This window comes from Neorhodopirellula pilleata, from assembly GCF_007859915.1.
GTDB classification, from domain to species: domain Bacteria; phylum Planctomycetota; class Planctomycetia; order Pirellulales; family Pirellulaceae; genus Rhodopirellula; species Rhodopirellula pilleata.
In genome coordinates this window covers 549871-569314 of sequence record NZ_SJPM01000003.1, presented here as the reverse complement: position 1 = coordinate 569314, position 19444 = coordinate 549871, and the positions used below count along the sequence as shown (strand labels likewise).

Sequence of the window (19444 nt, the reverse complement as noted above, 5' to 3'; positions counted from 1 at the left end):
CAGAGACAGGATCATCGCCCATGAGAAAGCACCGTCTGACGGTACGGCTAAACACGTGTCCGACCGCGACTTCGCCCGGATCAAAGACTTCCGCTCGACTCATCCGTGCCATCACGCACCTCATTGGCTACCAATTCGGCAAACTCGACGCCGCCATCGTTTCCCCTACAGGGTGCCAAGTCAATAGCCTCTGCGGTGCTATGTCCCCAAGGTCTCCTCCTGCAAATATTCCTCGATCCAGCGTTTGCGATGGTCGAAGTTCTTCCCAGAGACAGGATCATCGCCCATGAGAAAGCACCGTCTGACGGTACGGCTAAACACGTGTCCGACCGCGACTTCGCCCGGATCAAAAACTTCCGCTCGACTCATCCGTGCCATCACGCACCTCATTGGTCACCAATTCAGCAAACTCGACCCCGTCATGATTTCCGCTACAGGGTGCCAAGTCAATAGCATCTGCGATGCTATGTCCCCTAGGCTCTGCTCTTTTGGCTTCTCCATTTGGTTTCCTTATAACAAAGAAGTTGGCCCCATTTGATGCCTCCTAACAGTGCTTAATCTTGTTCAAATTTCAATTGAGTCCTTGCCTTTGAAGCGAACGAAGATAGGCGGCACACTTCGCTAGTTCGAAATGCGATGTCAGCAGATGGATCTGCAATATATATTGGGTCCAACCATTTCGACTCACGTTCCATTGTTTGTAGCGAGTTAGATAGAATGTGATATACTTCGTGTTGAGTTGGGCCGTTACTGTCTCTCAATTCCACAACCACAAAACAGTCATAGGAATCGTCGATTGAGCTTGGCATCTCGACAATCGAGTTGCGTTCGAGTTTCGCCAGGTCTTTTGCGGAACTGTGTACTATTTGATTGTTGACGACACGAACTCGTTCGATAGTCTCGGCTCTCTGCATCTGCACAGGATTCAGACGCACTACAATTCTACATGCCTTTGTGTTTGAACATCCGGCAGTAGTTGCGGCTGCAAGTAGGAAGCAGAAGAGATTGACGATAACTAGAGGCCACGCTGACGCAGATCCATAAAACGTATTAAAGAATTTCATTAGAATCGCGAACGAAAATACTGCCGATTATCCAAAGAAGCGTTTGGATTCGGCACAGAACTTTGAAATACACTCTGATTGACAGTATCACCATAAAGAACTTCACGCACGCGTCTCACTCCCGCAGTATGCTTAAGAAAATCGGGCAGTCCTTGCATAAACTCAAACCTGGAATCTCGCAATTCTCCATTAGGATTCGGCGCCAAATCATCAGTGGAATAGTCGAGAGGCACTCCACGATGCCGAGCCATTTGCAACATCCAGCCGAGAGTGATATCAGATAGTCCATTGTCAATGTATCCTCCACCAATATTTGAATGCACTCCCGCAAACCATTCTTCATAAACTCTGTACACTTGGCTATTGTCACCCGGTTCGTGCCAGATAATCTTGCCATTTTCATCAAAACGATTCTGACGCTGAAGACGGAATGAATCTCTTACCTCGTTCAAGGCCATAGCGTGAAATGTTGGCACATTGGCAGGAACTTGAGTGTCATAGCCAGCATTGATGTCGTTGTTCGCAAGTCCCATTGCAAAAACCGTGTCGAATAGGCCGACGAAACGAATTTCGATATTGTTCTGCACAGCAAACTCTTGAATATCGTTTACAAACTGAACGGACATTGCCGCCCCCCGAGAGAATCCAATGACGTCGATGTATCTGTCTTCAGGATGAGATTCAAAGTATAGCTTTGTACGCTCAATCACAGAACTGATTTTTGCGTTTGCCCCGGCTCCAAATCCGCCTCCAGCAATTTCATCAAATTTAGTTGTGTAGTACTGAGGAACACTCAGTTTTCCTCCATTAAGATCGATATGATCTTGCTGACTCAGCCCAACCCCAGGCTCATAGATGGTTTCTCCTCTATAACGATCTTCAAATTTCCGCACATTTGTTTTGGTTCGCACGCCGCGATCTCGCATGGCAGGACTATTGCCAGTTCCGTCGAACGCCACTAACACCAACCCACTCGGATCAGTCGCATTCGTTGGGCTATTCCCCACCATCCGATACAGATTCGCATCACCCGCTGCGAACCCGATTGGGTCTTGGCTGATGAAGGCACCTGTGGCTGGGTCGAGGTAGCGGGCGCGGTGGAAGTAGAGGTCGGTGGATTCGTCCCACTCGCGGCCCGCTTGGCCGTAGATCGTGTCGATGGCGGGATCGGTTTCTGAGGCTAACTCGCCGAATGCCTCAAACACGCGGTGGTTGACGATCTCGGCAGCCGTGCCAGCGGAGTTGAGCCGGGCAATGTCACGCGGAGTGCCCTGGTTGTCGCTGAGCAACCAGTTGACTTTGCTGGTGGTTGTCCCAGGCACGAATTGTTCTTCTGCTAATACCTGGTCGACTTGCGGGCCGTTGAGAAAGGTGTGTGTGAGTCGATCTTGATCATCAAAGATGGCGGCGATCTGATCGCCAGCACCACCCCGGTCACCACGCAAGCCATCGTTGGCGTATTGAAATTGTTCATCGAGCGTGCCGTCTCCGTCAATGTCGATCGTCTTCGCGATCCGGCGATCAAGCGGGTCATAAGTGAAGCCGGTCTTCGCGAGGAGAGCATCAGTGGCATCGTAGGTGGCGACGCTTGTCAATCGTCCGCGTGCGTCCCACGTGTAACTGTCGTACGTGCCAACCGCGTCAGTACGTTTGATTCGGCGACCCTCTTTGTCGAACGCGTACGTGTACGTGCCGTCGGCAGTGGTGCGGTTGTCGGTGGTGGTGACGTAACCGGTGCTCGATCGGTTGCCGTTGTCATCGTAGGTTTGGCTAAAATCGTCGATCGTGGAGGCAAAGTTGTAAGCGACGGATGTCAATTGACTCTGTTGGTCATAATCATAGTCGGCGGTGCCATCGAGCAGTGAAGCGTAAGTGTCGATGCGTCCGATCTCGTCATACGTCCAGGTGTAATCATTGAGCGTCGTCGAGCCACTGGCGTGGGACAGACCGACGAGTTGACCGGCGTCGTTGAAGGTGTGGTCGGTGGTCAGGATTGCTATGGTGCCTGCGTAACGGGTGATGATGTCAAACCGGTTTTGATCATCATAGGTGAAGGTAGCGGCCTTCGCGGTTTGAGGCCCGTGTCCGAAACCGCCGGTTTGGTCGATGCGGGTGAGTCGGCCTTGAGAGTCGTAGGTGAAATCGTTGTTCAAAACGAGATCACCGTTACCAAACACGCTCATAAAACGTCGGTTTCCAGCGGGATCGAAGAATGAGTCGACGATGGTTTCAAAACTCGTGTTGAGATTCAGAACTTTGGACTGGGTTAAATTCCCCGCATCATCAAAGTCCAGGTCAACCGACGCGTTTTGGTCAGTCGCAGTATCTAGCCAACCCTGAGGGCTGTAGGTGCTTTGGATGATGTTGTTGCCTGACGGTCCCGACCAAGTTTCCGTTTCGATTCTGCCAAGACCGTCACGGATGAAAGTACGTAAGTCTTGGTTGCGATCGATGATCCGGTGTAGCGAGCCATCGGAATGGTAGCTGAAGAAGCGTTTGTCGCCAAGTTGATTCGACTCGCTGGCGATTTGATTTTGGTCGGTGTAGGTCCACGAGGTCGTGTTGTCTTCAGGATCAACGAGCGAGGCCCGATTGAGATGGCTATCGTACGTGATCCGGGTCCATGGGGTGCCGGGCAAATCGTCAGCAAGCACACCGAGCGTTTGCCCGGTCGTGTTGAGCAGCGAGGTCGTGACATTGGTTGCACTGTTCGGCCCCGCTGTCACGCCTCCTGAGGTGACTGTGACGGTAGCGGTGGCATTCGCAGGATCAAAGTCGTATCGCTGAGTTGTTTGCTGACGAATCTGTGGTGCGATCGGCTCGGGATAGAGCGTATGCACTGTCTTGCCGAGCGAATCGGTGGCGATGGCGGTGATGCCGCCGGTGGCATTTTGATGCGCCTGCCTGACTTCCAGTCCCATCGCCAGACCGGCGATCAGCGAATTGCCTTGATCGTTTAGGAAATAGTCGAAGGATTGGATTTCGTTGCCCGGCGTCGCAGGGGACAGGGTCGTGAGGTCGGCGTAGCTGATGGACTGGATAACGCGTCCCAAGGCGTCGTGAGCGTAGGTGGCGTGAGTTTGGTACTTGGGTATCGTCGTGGAAGTCGGGTCGGTGAAATGCGAGGATGTCAGATCGCCGACGACGTTGAACGTATTGACAGTGATCCCGCCGCGTTCGTTGACAAACATGACTGTTTGACCGGCGGCATCGGTGTAGGATTCCGTGGTTCTTCCGCCCGGCAGCAACGTTTCGACCTTGGTGAGCACGCGTCCGATGTCGGGTATCGCGGGTCCATTGCCATCGGGGTCAATGTCTAACGTCACGACGGAGACAATCGTGGCTGACGTACGTTGTTCGGCATCGACGACGTGGGAGGTGCGTCCATCGCTGGTTTGGAACAATTTTGTGAGGCGGTTTTGGGTGATGCCAGCACCGGGAGTTTTGATGGTCTCCCGTATTTCTGACGGTTGCCCTGCCGCATTGGTGATCAGGTTACTGACGGTGCCAAATGTTGTTTTATCTTCGGTGCGCGCGATATAGTTCAACTCATCGAACTGAGTAATCGTCGCCGCATTGTCACCGAATTGGCTGCGGTAGGGCAGTGAGTCGATGGTATGAGCGGCTGTCGAAATGATCCAACTAGCGGCGGTGGGCGTGGCGGAAGTGGGGTCGCCGAGGTTGGTGCGAGTTCGTGTTTGTGTAGGTGCGTCGGACCAAATTTCACCGTAGGTGAAATCCGATTGGGCGCCCGTCAACAGATTCTCGCTTCGAACAAGGCGTCCTTGCTCGTCGAGCGTGCTGTGTGTTACCTGGAGAGCATTGTGATCATTGCCGGAAGAGACCCCATCGGTAACGGTCCACGACATGGCTGCTTGGCGGATGCCGGCGAGACTCGGTGACAGTGATGCTAACGAAGGGTCGTTGACGGCGGGATCGTAATAGTGCTTGACAACGGTTCCGTCGGCGAGCGTTTCCTCTTTGAGCGAACTATCGGCGTAATAGGTGAACGTGGATTTTTTCTGAATATCCAGCGCGACTGCGGTGGCAAGCGTCTTAGACATAGTGGTCGCACCGACGGCGATCGTATGTTCGATGATCCGGCTGGCAGTGTCGTATACAGCTTCGATAAAAGTTCCGTGCCCGTCGACTTCGGTGAGTTGTTGACCGAGTGAATTGTAGGTGTAGGCGTTGTAGCGAAGCTGTTTCGCATTGCTGCCACCTTCGAGCAATTCGTATTCGATCAGTCGACCGAGCGGATCAAAATGGAAATCTTCAATTGACACGTCGACGCCGTCTTGCTTCGTGGTGACCGTATCGAGGTAGCCATGAGAATCGTAGGTATTGGTAACAACAAATGATTGTTCCGGTTGCAGGATACCTCCCTCGTCTTTTTCAGGAACGGTGGTGGTCGTCGAAGTCACGCGTCGCGGGTGCGCTGTGTCGTTATATTGGTAGGTAGTGACCAGACCGACCGAAGACGTTGTTGTCGCCACTCGGTTATCGGCGTCGTAAGTTGTGGCAATCGTTTGGTCTGCCTGAGCCAACCGATCACTTACGGACGTGAGGAATTGGCCTGCGTCGTCGAACGTAAAGTCCGTTTTTCGCCCCACGGAATCGAAGGCTTGCGTTGGTAGCCCGCTTTTCGCAAGAGCGGTCGCATTACCGTCGAGTATAGTTCGCGTCCAATTGCCATTTTCCATGCGGAATACAGGCGTCTGGCGAACGACACTGATTGCGGGGTCAGCGTTGGTAAAGGGAACGATTCCGAAAATACTCGCGCCACTGGGATAGGTGTAGTCATAGACAACCGAGGATTCGACACCGAACTCATCAATCGCGGCCACTGGATTGTCGAGAGCATCAAAGAAGGCACGAGTGCGACCACGTAGAATTTCGATTCCCGTGGTGGGTTGAAACAGACTGTCAGTGATGACGGGATTGCCTCGCTCGTCCATCCAGTAACGAGTCAGGTGCGTGCCGCCCCGAGGTACCTCGGCACCTGTATTATCGGCAGCCATCAAATCTGCGGCCAAGGTGGAAACGAAGACATTGGAAGTCGCTAAGGCGATGGATGGGGCATCGTCAAAGTAGCCGAAGATGCCTGGGAACACTGCGTCAGGCGAAGCAAGTGCCATTGCAGTGTGGACGCCTGGTGCGGTTTCCACGGCTCGATGAGCGAGCGTGCCGAGTTTGGAAACAATGGGGTTGGCGGCTGCGTCACCCTGAGTGACGGTGGTGATGATTCCGTCTTCATAGTCGAGTGTGAGCACGGCGTCCGTCTTGGTGGTGGTCGTGTTCACTATGTGTTGATCAGTGATGGTATGCAGCAGCGGCTTGCTCGTTCCGGAACCATCCGCAGTCCCGGTGTATGTGAAGACATGCTCGACGGCAGCGGGTCGTGTGATTTTCGTCAGTTCTCCAGCGACGTATTCCAATTCAATTTCGCGTCCGTCACCAAACACAATTTTGTTGGCTTGTTTGGCCGTTGGGGTGGCGTAATGAAAGGTGAGTGATCCGGGGTCAGCGACACCTCGCGTGGTGGTGATGTCACGGATACGAAGTTGACCGACAAACGCATTGCCGACGCTGTTGACCGACGGAGCAACTTGGAGGCCCGTGTCGTCTTGATACGAGATCACGATTCCTGAATCGTCGGCAGGCAGGATTTCCGTAACGCGGTACTGAGGAGTCGGGTCACCACTCTTGCCAGCAACGATGGGAGGATTGAATCGCTGGAATGTGTATTGGGTGCCTACCGAGTCGGTGTAGGTAAACCGATTATCGCCGAAGAGTTGCAACGTCCCGTACTCATGCGGATCGGGGCCACCGGTACGAAGATCAATGGGTTGAAATACCTCACCTTCGGTGGCAGGGATCAAGTCATATGGTTTGCCGACGGTGGGGTTGCCACCTTCAAAGACAGAGACAGAATCACTGCCTGGCATCTGCAGTAGAATCTGAACCTGAGCGATTTCGATAGGACTGCCGCCTGATGGAAGTTGGATGTCACCACGGTCGAAGATCAAACGTGGCAAACCTGCAAGTTGCCATCCGTTACCAAATGTCGCGAGCGTGTTGGAATAGCTGGCGGCATCGAATGCGGGGAAATCGGCAGTTGTAATCTCGGTTTCCCGGATGACGGCGACTCGGCCACTGGTCGAAAGCGTAATGTCGTATTCAGCAATGGAGGCAGCGGAGGTATCGAACACGGGACGAACGTGAATTTGGTAGCGGACCACGCCACTGTCGAGCACATCAAAACCGTCCAAGATATTAACGGTCAGTTCATAGCGTTCGGCTGTCGAGTCATCCGTATCAAACATCTCTATTCGGGATGCGATGACTGGCGAATTTCCAGCTTCACCACCGGTGAAGTGGTCGAGCATTTCGATCGTCACCTCGAACGAGGTTATGTCACGAGTCTCGGCAATGGGACGGTCAATCACAAGATGCGCGATGGCAGAATGATCGACTTGATCGGCCGTATAAACTAATCCGCCGAGCGGCACCGAGAGATCATCGAAGGCGGACGCGAGTCCGAGCGATTGATAGTGAGTGGCCTGACCGGTGGTCAGATCCACGCGAGTCGAACCGAATGTCGTCGACATCGAGTTATCACTACTGCCCGTCTCTCCAACCGTCAGGTTCGAAAGGGACCATTGGGCGAGTCGGTCATGCCATAGTTCGTAGTCTGTCGAACGATCTCTGTTCGATTCGATATCATCCCGATCTGCGACGGAGATCCGCTCGATACCGATTGGCGTGTCAAAACGCTGAAAACTATCAAAGTCGAGAAGCTTGATTTCTAGCGTCTGCGTTTCATTCGCGGCCGTTAGATGATCACCAATAGTGATTTCAATGGATGCGTCATCAAATGTTGGCGGAAATCCACTGGTTCCTACCACGTCAATCACGACCTTGGATGCGTCGCCGGTTGCGATCCGAACATCTGTTGTACTGCTGGCACCAGATAGGAAGGTGGCTACGATCTCATCCCCATCGGGATCGACATACCACTGACTCACATCAACGATGAAAAGATCATCGAGCTTGGCAAAAACGGGTTGGGTTTCAAATGTTCCGCTACGAGAAGCGTCAGTGATTAACACCGGCTGAGAATTGGTAAGATTCACTTGCGCAGAACGGTATGCCAGCACTGCGGCTCCAGCTACAGGGGAGTTCAACGAAGGGAGGGCAATCAAGCCGATGCTAAACCCAGAGAGCGCGAGAACCGACAAGCCATCGATGCTGGTAGCACTAAATACGCTGGAATGATTCTGATATAGATTGGCGTTAGGCTGGTAGAATAAAGTACCATTGTCGAGTACGTGAAAAGTCCCATAGGCATCAATGGTGGTATTGGTGCCGGGTGCGTGCGGCGTTCCGTCAGGAGCGAGCAAGGTCGTGTAAAACGTTTCTCCCGCGGCGGAGACGCTTGTTGGACGGAGGTCAAACGTCACTCCTTCGCGATGAGACCCGCTATCGCGGAAGGCATCACTGAAAAAATCTGGTTTTGGCGGTAAGGTGATGATCACACTACCGGCGAGAGTTCCGCCAAGAGGATCGGTAGCTGAATATTCGACGGTGTGTTCGGTCGCATCCGTGCCGAGTAGTGTCGTGTCGTAAAGATACAAATCGCCAGTTTTCGGATCGACCGAAATCGCTTCACTGCTGCCTGCTGTCAATGTGTAGGAAAGCTCATCCCCGTTGGGATCAAACACGGGTAGGCGTCCGAGATAGCTGCCCAGCGGCAGTGGTCCTGAGGATACGAAATCTCCAACCTGATCGAATGCCAATGGTGGATCGTTGCCATCGGGATCGTTCGGAATGACAGTAATGGTGATTGGTTCAGGGTCAGATATGTTGACCCCATCACTAACGACTACACCGTAGTTTAGTGTCTGTGGAGTCAAGCTTGCATTGTTAACGGTTATGGTACCTGTCAGAGGGTCTATTGCAAAAAGACCGTCGGGGTTTACGAAATCCCAACCTGTCAGCTCTGTCAGCGGTGTATTTGGATCCGTCGCCGTCACGATGCCAACAATATCTCCCACATTTGCTCCTTCAACGATGGTAAATTCCTGACCTGGATTGACGACAGGTCGCCCGCCATTACCGTTATCAATTACACCGGTGCTTGTCAGCGTGGCCGTGACTCCTTCCCAATTCGATGTCGCGACGAATGTGAAGCCTTCACTGGGTTCCGTTAAATTATCTTGTATGGCGTCCAGCGTGAATGTAAATTGAGTTTCACCTGCATTGAGATACCCCGTGGTGGGAATACTACTGAAATCAGCCTCACCAGCGACGCTGGCCACATCCAGGGCTAGGTTGAAGCTATGTCCGTCTGCCCATGCATCAGAAAACGTGATCGTACCTGTCGTCTGTGAAACGTAGTTTTCACCAGGTTCCGGTTCACGAATGCTTGCCGGGTCGAAGACGAAGCTCACAAATTCAGGGAGGTCGGTGTCGTCACCGAATGGCACAATAAACGTGCGCCGCTGATAGTCATAAAAGTCGTCAAAATTTCCGTATTGTGATTCCAGCAGGCGGGTGTCGTAGTCGGCCCAGGACAACTCGATCCGCAGTTCACGTGGTTCATCACGCAGCCCGTTTGCATTGAAGAAAAATGGCAGGGACTGAGTCAAATCGTCGTCAGCGTTCAACTGCAACGTACCAGCACCCACCTGCACTGACTCGTAGCTGCTCCCCACCGGTTGGACATCAATCCAGTAATTGAGCTCGGTTGTCATTTCAAACAGTCGCGAGAAATCGACGTCAACATCCGTATCGCCTTCGTTCACAGTCTGGGTAGGATCGACATCGAAAACAGGAAACGCAGCCTCGTCTTCGATCGTGACCGTCTCGAAGTATTGATTGTAATAGCTGTAGGAATATTGAGTCTCAAAGAATGCTTCTAACCAGTTGTACTGTGTGGTGTCGTTGGTGAACCAGATGCCGGTTGGACGGATATGAAAATACTCATGCGGTGCCCAGGGGTGAGTATTTTCGGCAGGTGTGGGCCAATTCCAACTGGTGTCATCGACGATTCCAATCGGAATATTCTGAGTGAATTGGTTTGGTGCCACGTTAAGCTCGATGATCTCGGCGTCGAAGTCTTCGATGGGTGTCGCAGGATAATCGTAGTAGCCATAGTAATAATCGTAGCTATCTGCTGAAACGGTTTCGAATTCAAAAGTCATTGGATAGACACGGTTGCTGCCAAAATTCGCCAGTGTGACAGCATTGATGGACGATTCAAGAATCACTGAGGGAACGATGTCTGGAACGGGGAGATCTTCGATGTCTTGAATTTCAATTTGGGCTGTTGTCGGGTTGGTCGTATCCAATATTGCGTTGTTGGCGGCGACCAAGTTCACCGAGAAATCCTCGTAACCTTCAAACCACTCGTCATTGTTGATGACGATTTCCAGTGGTAAGAATTTCTGTTCTGGGTAACAAAAATCCATGCATGGGTAATCAAGATTTTCAACAGGAACCAACAACCGTGTAGCAGGAACGAGATACATGAAATCGCCTACTGGTACATACGGGTCGGATTCCAGGCAACTACCTGTTCCCGGCGGGGCAGGACAGGTTATCGGAGCGTAAGCATCTCCAATCGCGGTTCCATCGGTGACGGCAATGTCAAAAGTGATGTCTTTCTCACTGGGATGAGATAGATCAAGTCCGAGGTAAACATGTCCGTCGGGTTCACGGACGGCAACGCGGAAGTCGGGCAGAGCTGGCGATGGTCCGATTGGAGCGAGTGAGTTTCCGTAGTAATCGCCAGGATCTTGGTATGGAATGAGCTTCAAAGTGGGTTGAGTGTCGTTGTCGACAATCGTAAGAAGACGGCGATCCAACGCACGATAGTCGTAATAAAGTTCGCTGGTCGTTAGTTCAAGATCAACTTGGAATGCCTCGTCATCGTATTCGTCCACGTTGTCTTCAAGCGTACGCATTGGAATACTCAGTGTGCTGTCGCCAGCGGCTGATGCAGCAGGCCCCTGCCAGAAATCCCAGTCGAGTCCCATTCTTGTCGGGGTGTATGTAAAACCCGCGGGCAAAGGTTCGTCAATGTCACTTTCACCGGTTGCTTGGCCAACGATTGACGCATCAAAATCACCAGGAATACTGACTTGAAACTGAGCGATTCCCCCTTCGGTCGCGATCAAATCGGTCGACATCAAAGAAACATGGTCAAGGACCGATTCAAACTGGTAGCTGATGGTCACCCACGGACCGTAGACCGTTCGGTAATACGGATCGGTTGTGACCGAGCGACCTGCGAATTCAATCAAACCGAAATCGAAGCGATTCATACCTGTTGAATAGCCGTAGTAAGTCTCCAAAACCGGGTTGTACGGAGTCGGCGTTGTATTTAAATAGGACATCGAATCATCCGCTTGCCCGTCATCATCGAAGTCAAATTCGACGCTCGGATAAGAATAATAGGAACTGGTGCCAATCAGATTCACATCCACTCGCGGATCAAACGTAATCGCATCTCCTGCAATATTCGTATCAAGATGCAAATCCAGATTGATCTCCGGTCCAGAACCGATTTCCGGCAAAATGTAGGTGAAGGAAAGTACCTGCCAATTCCCCACCGTGGTGACATAACCACCACCGCCATAACCACCACCGCCATAACCACCACCTCCATAACCACCACCTCCATAACCACCACCTCCATAACCACCACCTCCATAGCCTCCTCCTCCATAGCCTCCTCCTCCATAGCCACCGCTATCGGGCACATCTTTGATGGCGCGAAAGGACACGCTTGCATTGCCTTCTGTCAAACTCCAATTGCCGTCGAACGTGAAATCATTGCTTCCGTAGAGATAGAGAGTGTTGTCAACGTATCCGTCCGAGTTCCAATCAATTTCAACACGTTTGGAATAGGCGTCGTTGTCAGCGTCAACAAAGGTACCGTGGATATTCGCGTCACTGGTGATCGAATCGCCAACAATCCCAGTGTCATTGACCAATCCCAGCGGCGCGATCGAGGGTGCAGCAAGAACGACGCGTGCTTCGAGTGACTCAACGCGTGAGCGACGTGGTGCAACTCTTTCAGACGATTTCCGTGACCGCCTTTTGCTTTGTATCGCTGTGTGATGTTGCACCAGAAGACAGGTGGCTTTCGCGGCCCAAGCGACCAGCGAACGAACGCTTAGCCAAGCAAGATCGTCAAGGCCCGAGCGATCACCGGACGTTTCATTCAATGTCGAGACAAGCTGAGATCGCTTTCGATTTATTAAAGGAGTTGAGGGGTTTTCGTTTGGTTTAGACCGACGTGGATGACGATCATTCCTGACTCGCTCATTCATTGTGAATTGCCCCAAAATAAATTCAAAAGGGAAGAAAGATCGCTACAGGTTCTGTAGCGAGTCGGCCAGCAGAGTGCACTCAAACTGCCGTGTCAAGAAAAATCCTGGTTTTACTTATCGTTTTTCAAGATTCTCTCGGCGATGCAATCCATGTTTTTGATGGCGCTGCACCGCTGGTATCTACTTGCAAACTCTTGAGCACATTGGCTGATAGCAGTCGATACCAGTAGTTGATGCAATCCGTTGATAATCTTCGACGTATCGTACGGATCAACAACATGTGCCGCGCCGAGTTCCTGAATCATCATGCCTGTTAGACGGTGCTCGAGGTGAATCGGACAAATCAGCGCAGGTATCCCAGCCAACAGAAAAGTTGCTGCAGTATTATGTGTGCCATGATGAACAACGACGTCGCACTGCTTTGACACAGCCGAAAGATCGACTGGCTCTGTTTCAATCCGTATTTGCGGAAAGTTCGATCGGCAATAGTCAACAAGATCGGGAGACACGCCTGGTGCAAAGACGATTGATGGCATGCGCAGTAATGCAATTTGCTTGAACAACTCCAGTGTGAAAGGAGATGGCTGCAAATATGCAAAGATACGTTTGCCGACTCCGTCCGGCCAGCACGGAGGCACTCCAACTCCAGCGGGAGGTATGCCGTAGTATCGCCCGTTTGTGCGTTGAGAAAAGTGATCGAGTTCCCTGAACGTCGTTAGGAAATGCTCATCAATGCCAGCATACAGATTCCCAATGCCAGAGATTGTCGGCGAGCGGAAACGTGAAAGAACATGATTGCAATGAGTGACAGCAATTTGTTCTGACTGAATCGTACGCTCAGGGTCAGGCGGAAGCCACGGGCGTAGATCCGGAGTTGGAGATATCAAAGGCGGGACAAAAAATCCATTGCCGAACGTTGCCGTACGTATGTCAATGCCACGCACCGCAAGAATTGCTGTGGGTGCATGATCAAACAGAATGAAATCGGGATCAATCCGAGCAACAATTTCGCGCCAGGCAAGACACCGAGAATACAGGTCGTCTCTATCGGCGAATCCCTCCGCCAGCAGCAACTCGGCGAACGATCGCGCGTCGCGAAAAGGAGAGAGTGCTGAGGACCGATGAATGGGGGATTGTAGAATCGTGATTTCGGTATCTGAGTACACGTCTTTGGCGTTCGCGACATCTCGAACGGTTAAGAATAATTCAAGACCGCAGGATTGCAGGCGTTTGATAAGCGGTTTCAGGCAGAGCAGGTGACCAAGACCGCCCCCCAGTTCCCATGTGATTAACACACGCCCCATGATTGGTTTCACCAATCGCCGTGGGTGGGTTCGCCGGATGCTCGGGTACCGAGAGCTCCCCACACGCCATAGGGACTAGGGCTGCCCGGTGGCAGGCCACCCGGTGCGATGGAGACCATCGCACTGTTTGTATCGCCTGAGTCGATGGAATCGGTAACGTATCTTACGGCACCATCACCCATCAGAATATGGATTCCTCCTGAGTGTTGGCTGCTGGGTGGAGCCAAACCAGGCGCGTTTGTTGGTCCCAAATTGTATACATTCCAACATAATTCTCGATTAGGAGGTAGGATTGTAAAAAATGCGCTGTCAATAATGCTACCTGAAGCCCAACTGTAGCCTCGCCTGAACTGCCCAAAAAAGGCAGACATACCCGCGGCGACATTCCCGTTGAGCAAAGCGACTGAATTTGGGACCGTTGTAGACCAAAAACGCGGACGCTGAGGGTTAATCCAAGGGGCACACATCAGTGCTCGCCCTGTTGGAACCATGCCAGAGCCATCCCAACTGACATTAGCGGCTGCCATGGCGGGCCAAGTGCGAATGTCAGCATCTCCCAACTCTGTCGCAATCTCTGCTAACGCGATCGTGCTGGCAAGGCCATCGTTTACATCCCGAAATTTCGTGGCACGCCTAGCCACGAACATGCCTCGTTGTGCTGCTTTGGAACCTTCAACAATGGAGTTTACTGTGCTCCCACGGTCATCCTGAAATCCTTTAACGGAATGATGCACGGAGTCGCCAACGCAGACGGCATAGTTGGTACGACCTCGCGCAGGAAGACCGGTACCAGGATCCGACGGACATCGTAGCGTCGGAACTTCGGTCATCCAGGGTTCGTAGTAGGAATGAGCATAGTCCGAAAGTTCTCGATTTGGAAACGGTCCCATGGGTGGAAAAGTGATAGCGGAATTATTGGATGCCACCAGTTCGTGGCTGATCATTTCCCAAAGTCCCTGCTGCTCTAACTGAGGAAGTAGACCAACAAACACGCTCAACATGCGGTAATTACTGCGGGTGTATCCAATCAGTCCTCCGTGAATGTAATAGCCGTGTTTCGTGCCTCCCATGTGCTCGGGTAGTTGGTTGTAGGCGGCGTGGTAGTTGTGCATCGCCAAGCCAATTTGTTTGAGATGGTTGCTACAGGTCATCCGCCGCGCCGCTTCACGGGCGGCTTGCACTGCTGGCAGCAAGATGCCGATCAGCACCGCAATGATCGCGATCACCACTAACAGTTCCACCAGCGTAAAACCACGAAAAAGTACTCTCGGTCGGTTCATGACGGATCCCTATCGGACTAGAAAATGACATCTCCAAGTCAAATGATACCAAACATCAACCTCAGATGCTCGTCAACAAGCACTCATTTTGCAGTAGGGCGATCGTGAAGACTAGCCCTGAATCATGGTTTGAGGATTAGCGAGAAAATGACTTCCCAATCCTTCTAGCCATATTGTTGCTAGAGGACCTGTGACTAAAACGCCGAGTATTACTCTCAACTTTCTGGTCAACATTTGCGTAAACCTTCACGACGGAACGGCGCAGGTTTAGCACTGTGTGCGGTAGTTTGGTGAACGATTGACGTTGTCGGAGATTGTTGACTTGACGAAGGATATTGAGAAGTTGACGACGGATGGGGGCATATCGGGCGTAAGTAACTTTGGCAAACTCGGCAACGAGATTCTCAACTGAACGGTGAACTGCAATTGACTCGAAGTGAGCTTTCAGTTCTGCATAGGTTTCAGAATCGAGCCGCACGTGAGCATGCCACTTCGTGGACTGGCCAGTCGGCTGGGCGACTCCGCTCCGACGATATGAGATCGAGTATCCAGCAAATCGGATTGGAATTCGGCGGCAGTCTTTGATGTGTTCACCCTCCCCACCCTTCTCGGTTGGCTGGCGAAGTAAGTGGTGGCCTTCGGTCAGCATCAGGATGAACCATTGGCCGCAGCGAAGGTACTGAGCGTTAGCGAGTCCAGACTTGCGGCGTTTCGATCTCTGCCATTCGGAAATGTCAATTCCGTACTTTGCGATCAGTTTTTGATCGACTCGTTCCGGTGGTTTTTCGTTTGGGATCTTGCCGGTCACGTACCAGTAGTAACCGTGGCGGAGATAGCTTGCAGCGATCAATTGCGGACGGGCTCGCGCCAGGGTGAGGTTGGGTTTTCGGTTTTCAGGTCTAAGGTTCATTCGATTCTGTTGATCGAACTCGTGTCCTTCTTCGTCTCGACAGTGCGATCACTCACTCGCAAAAACCGAAAAACCTAACCTGACGCCGTCGCGAGCCTCTTCCAGGAGAATCTAGTATTCCTCTGCAGTTCAATTTTCGGGTAGTGGATCTTGTTAAAGATCCTTTCAGCATGGGATCTTTAACAAGATCCACTACGGTCTACCCGAAAAATAAGGTGAGCTGGAATACTAGCCCGGCCCGGCACACGCCTCCCCACCGAACACCAACAGCGGCGTCGCCGCTCAACGGCTGAGTTGTTCTTGCATCGACGCCTTGGCTTTCTCGATTGCTTCGGGCAGTTTGGATGGGTCTTTGCCGCCCGCTTGAGCCATGTCGGGCCGCCCTCCACCGCCACCGCCGACGATGCGGGCTGTGTCGCCGACCCACTGGCCGGCTTTGAGACCCCGGTCGACCAAGTCGCGACTGAGTCCGCCGACTAAGACGACTTTGTCGCCCTCGGTCGCACCGAACAGAACCGCCGTCGGACCTTTGCTCTTCTTGCGGATTTGATCGATCAAGCCACGCATCATGTTGGAATTGGCTCCGGGCGTTTCGGCGACGACCAACAGCGTGTCACCAATCGTTGCACCGGAGGCGATCAGATCGTCGACGGAAATGTCGCTGCTTTCACTGAGAGATTTGATTTTCTCGACCAAGTCCGCACGATCGGCCAACAATGATTCCAATCGTGACGGTACGTCGTCGATCGCAACGTTCAAGCGACGCGTCAAACCACGAACCGCCGCGCGGACTTCGTTGTAGTCCTCGACGTTCGTTTTAGTTGCTTTCGAACCGTCGAAACGAAACTCCGATGAGTGCTCGCCCGCCTTTCCGGCCGAAAGGTCTTTCTTGAGTTGACGGACCTCTTCGATGAGCGCCTCGGTCGCCGCAGCGGCGACCGACGGATCGCAATGGAGCGTTGAAGCGACGGTCGAAAGGAGTGCGTTGGTTTGATCGCGGTGTTCTTTGGCTCGTTGTCCGGTCAATGCCTCGATCCGGCGGGTGCCCGTGGAAACGCTTTCTTCGACCACGACCTCGAACGCGATGACTTCCGACGTGTTGTTCAGGTGAGTCCCGCCACAAAGTTCGCGGCTGAATGAGCCCATTGAAACCATGCGGCAAGGGTCCGGGTACTTTTCACCGAACAACATCATCGCACCGGCTTGCCGGGCGTCGGCCAACGAGACCGTGTCCCAGCGGATTTCTTCGGACGCACCGACGAGTTTGAGAACATCCTGTTCGATCTTGACCAGCGTCTCGTCGTCGATCGCTTTGGGGTTCTTGAAGTCGAATCGCAACCGGTCCGCTTCGACTTTGCTGCCCTGTTGTTCGGCGTGACGGCCGACGTGGGTGTGCAAGGCGTGGTGCAGAATATGTGTCGCCGAGTGCGCCCGTGCGAGCGCCTTACGATTCTCGATGTCGACCTTGGCGGTACACGTTTCGCCTTCGCTGATCTTGCCACGCACCAAACGCCCATGGTGAACGATCAGCGACGCGTGCTTTTGAGTATCGATGACTTGGAATTCGAAATGCTCGTTTTCGATCACGCCGGTGTCGCCGACTTGGCCACCCGATTCGCCGTAAAACGGGGAATGATCGAGCACCAATCGATGCACCGCGTCACCGGGTCGATCCAGGTGGCTGAGCAGTTGTCCTTCGTCGCCTTTGTCGTGACCATCGCCGGTGATGATGCCTTTGACGAGGGCGGTCGACTGCGTCGTTTCATAGCCGACGAACGGAGTTTCTCGCAGCGACTCCTTGAGTGTTTCCAAAGGTCCGGTTTGAAAGAGCACCTTTTGTCCGCCACCGCTGTCGAGGGCGTGTTGATCCATCGCGGCCCGGTATCCGTCCCAATCAAAAGTCAGGTTTTGTTCGGCGGCGAGGGTTTGAACGAGCTCGGGCGGGACGCCATAGGTGGTTTGTAAATCGGCCGCTTCGTTGCCGGGGATCATCTCCGCCGATTCAGCTTGCAGTTGTTCGAACAATCGTTCGATGCGTTTCATCCCGCCGCCGATCGTGTTGAAGAACGCGCGTTCTTCGGCTTCGATCGCTTCACTGACCCGTGCGACGGTTTGGCCGAGTTCGGGATAGGCGGCCTTCGATGCGTCCGCGACGGCTTGCGTTAACTGATGCAAGAACGGCTCACGGAGATTCATTTGATAACCGTCCAAGACCGCGCGGCGGATCAAGCGGCGGATGACGTAGGGGGCCTCTTTGGAATCCGGATAAACGTTTTCGTGAATCGCGAATACGCTAGCTCGAACGTGGTCGGTGATCCGTCGCAACCGGCGACCGTTGTCGCTTTGGTATTCGTACTTCACACCCACGACTTCGGCGGCCGCCTCGACGATCGGCAACAGACTGTCGATGTGGAAGTTAGTCGGCACACCCTGCAAGACACTCGCGGTTCGTTCCAGCCCCATTCCTGTATCGATGTTCTTGCTCGGCAGCGGACGCAGGTTGTCCGGCGGCGCGCCGTCACGATTGAATTGGGTAAAGACGAGGTTCCAGATTTCGACGTCACTGCCGTCGTCGAGTTGGTAATAGATCTCACTGCAAGGCCCGCAGACGCCGTCGGGACCTTCGCTCGGAGCCGACGCCGGCCAGAAGTTTTCGTCCTCGTCCATGCGCGAAATTCGCGAGGTCGGCAAGCCGATCTTTTCGTGCCAAAGGTCGAACGCTTCGTCGTCGTCTTTGTAGACGGTCACGTTCAATCGATCCTTGGGAATGTTCAACCATTTCTTTTCGGTCAGAAACTCCCACGCCCATTCGATCGCTTCTTCTTTGAAGTAGTCGCCGAACGAGAAGTTACCCAGCATCTCAAAGAACGTGTGGTGAAACGCCGTTCGTCCGACGTTATCGATGTCGCCGGTTCGCAAGCATTTTTGGCACGTGGTCGCTCGGGTGTATTCCAACTTGACCTTGCCGAGGAAGTGATCTTTGAACTGATTCATTCCCGCCGGGGTGAACAGCACCGACGGATCCCAAGCCGGCACCAGCACATCGCTGGGTTGTCGCGAGCAGCCCTTGGAAACGAAAAAGTCGAGGTACTTTTCACGCAGTTCGTCGGTTTTCATGTTGGATAATGGAAAGAGTAGATATAGCCAATTTCAAATTGTCAAAAACTTAAACTTAAACTTAAACTTGAACCTAAACCCGATTTTCGATTCGCCGCCGTATCAGCCGTAACGCGTTAGCGGCGGTTAACCGGACGCCAACCGGGGCTAACGCCCATCGGCTAATTGTTGGCATTCGGTATACGACTAAATCAACACGCCGCTAGCGGGCTGTTGCGGCACTAACGGCACGCTAGCGGGCTGTTGATTGAGTGCACGATTGGGCGTTTTCGTTTAACGGCAAGCCGCAGGCGTCTGCGTTCTCAAGCTCTGTCGCCTGCGGCTTGCCGTTAAACGATTAAATCAACAGCCCGCTAGCGCGTTGCGGCTGATTGCTGGACCGGTGGTTTGGTTTCTAGCTTGCTAGTAGGGGAAGTGCTGTGGTTTGGGA

The 19444-nt window shown here is 52.9% G+C and carries 5 protein-coding genes; all 5 read right to left on the bottom strand.

The window, feature by feature from the left end:
* Positions 1-198: 198 nt before the first annotated feature.
* Positions 199-378 carry a hypothetical protein gene (locus tag Pla100_RS10855; RefSeq protein ID WP_146577690.1) on the bottom strand — a complete coding sequence of 60 codons (180 nt, stop codon included), beginning with the start codon at positions 376-378 and terminating at the stop codon, positions 199-201.
* Between the two features lie 685 nt (positions 379-1063).
* A complete protein-coding gene (locus tag Pla100_RS10850) occupies positions 1064-12064 on the bottom strand; it encodes a phospholipase effector Tle1 domain-containing protein (RefSeq protein WP_146577689.1) in 11001 nt (3666 codons plus the stop codon).
* Between the two features lie 449 nt (positions 12065-12513).
* A complete protein-coding gene (locus Pla100_RS10845) occupies positions 12514-13707 on the bottom strand; it encodes a glycosyltransferase (RefSeq protein ID WP_146577688.1) in 1194 nt (397 codons plus the stop codon).
* Positions 13708-13715: 8 nt separating this feature from the next.
* Positions 13716-14987, bottom strand: coding sequence for a DUF1559 domain-containing protein (locus Pla100_RS10840; protein WP_146577687.1), 1272 nt, complete (start codon positions 14985-14987; stop codon positions 13716-13718).
* A gap of 1192 nt (positions 14988-16179) precedes the next feature.
* Complete coding sequence (gene alaS, locus Pla100_RS10835; RefSeq protein ID WP_146577686.1) at positions 16180-19014, bottom strand: alanine--tRNA ligase; 2835 nt, start codon at positions 19012-19014, stop codon at positions 16180-16182.
* Between the last annotated feature and the right edge of the window lie 430 nt (positions 19015-19444).

Coding starts and splice junctions, on each gene's coding strand:
- Pla100_RS10855 (WP_146577690.1), bottom strand. CDS start 378: ATGGCACGGATGAGTCGAGCGGAAGTTTTTGATCCGGGCGAAGTCGCG.
- Pla100_RS10845 (WP_146577688.1), bottom strand. CDS start 13,707: ATGGGGCGTGTGTTAATCACATGGGAACTGGGGGGCGGTCTTGGTCAC.
- Pla100_RS10840 (WP_146577687.1), bottom strand. CDS start 14,987: ATGAACCGACCGAGAGTACTTTTTCGTGGTTTTACGCTGGTGGAACTG.
- alaS (WP_146577686.1), bottom strand. CDS start 19,014: ATGAAAACCGACGAACTGCGTGAAAAGTACCTCGACTTTTTCGTTTCC.